The organism is Gemmiger formicilis, assembly GCF_016901605.1.
GTDB lineage: Bacteria > Bacillota > Clostridia > Oscillospirales > Ruminococcaceae > Gemmiger > Gemmiger formicilis_B.
On record NZ_JACJKP010000580.1, the window covers coordinates 1 to 299 of the forward strand.

1 protein-coding gene is annotated in these 299 nt (G+C 55.5%); it reads left to right on the forward strand.

Annotated features, from left to right (window positions below; all coding sequences use genetic code 11):
• A partial coding sequence (locus H6B10_RS16010; protein WP_204652423.1) for an SdrD B-like domain-containing protein occupies positions 1-299 on the forward strand: 299 nt, incomplete at both ends.

Here is a 299-nt window from a genome sequence, read left to right on the forward strand (position 1 = left end):
GAAACCAGCGATAACACCAGAGGCACCGGCGCTTACGGGTTCCACCATCTGCCCAAGGGCGATTTTGCCGTTCAGTTTGAGAGCGGTGAAACGGTGAAGCTCGGCGATTACACGGCAACGCAGAAAAATGTGGGAACAAACGACACCATCGACTCCGACGCTGCCGCCAACGTGCAAGGTGGAAAGCTGGTTTCCGCCGTCATTGAAGGGATCGAAATGCCTGCGGCAAAAGAGATCACCGTACAGACCTACGAATCCCGCTACCATGACCTGGGCCTCTACGCTTCGCAGATCAACAT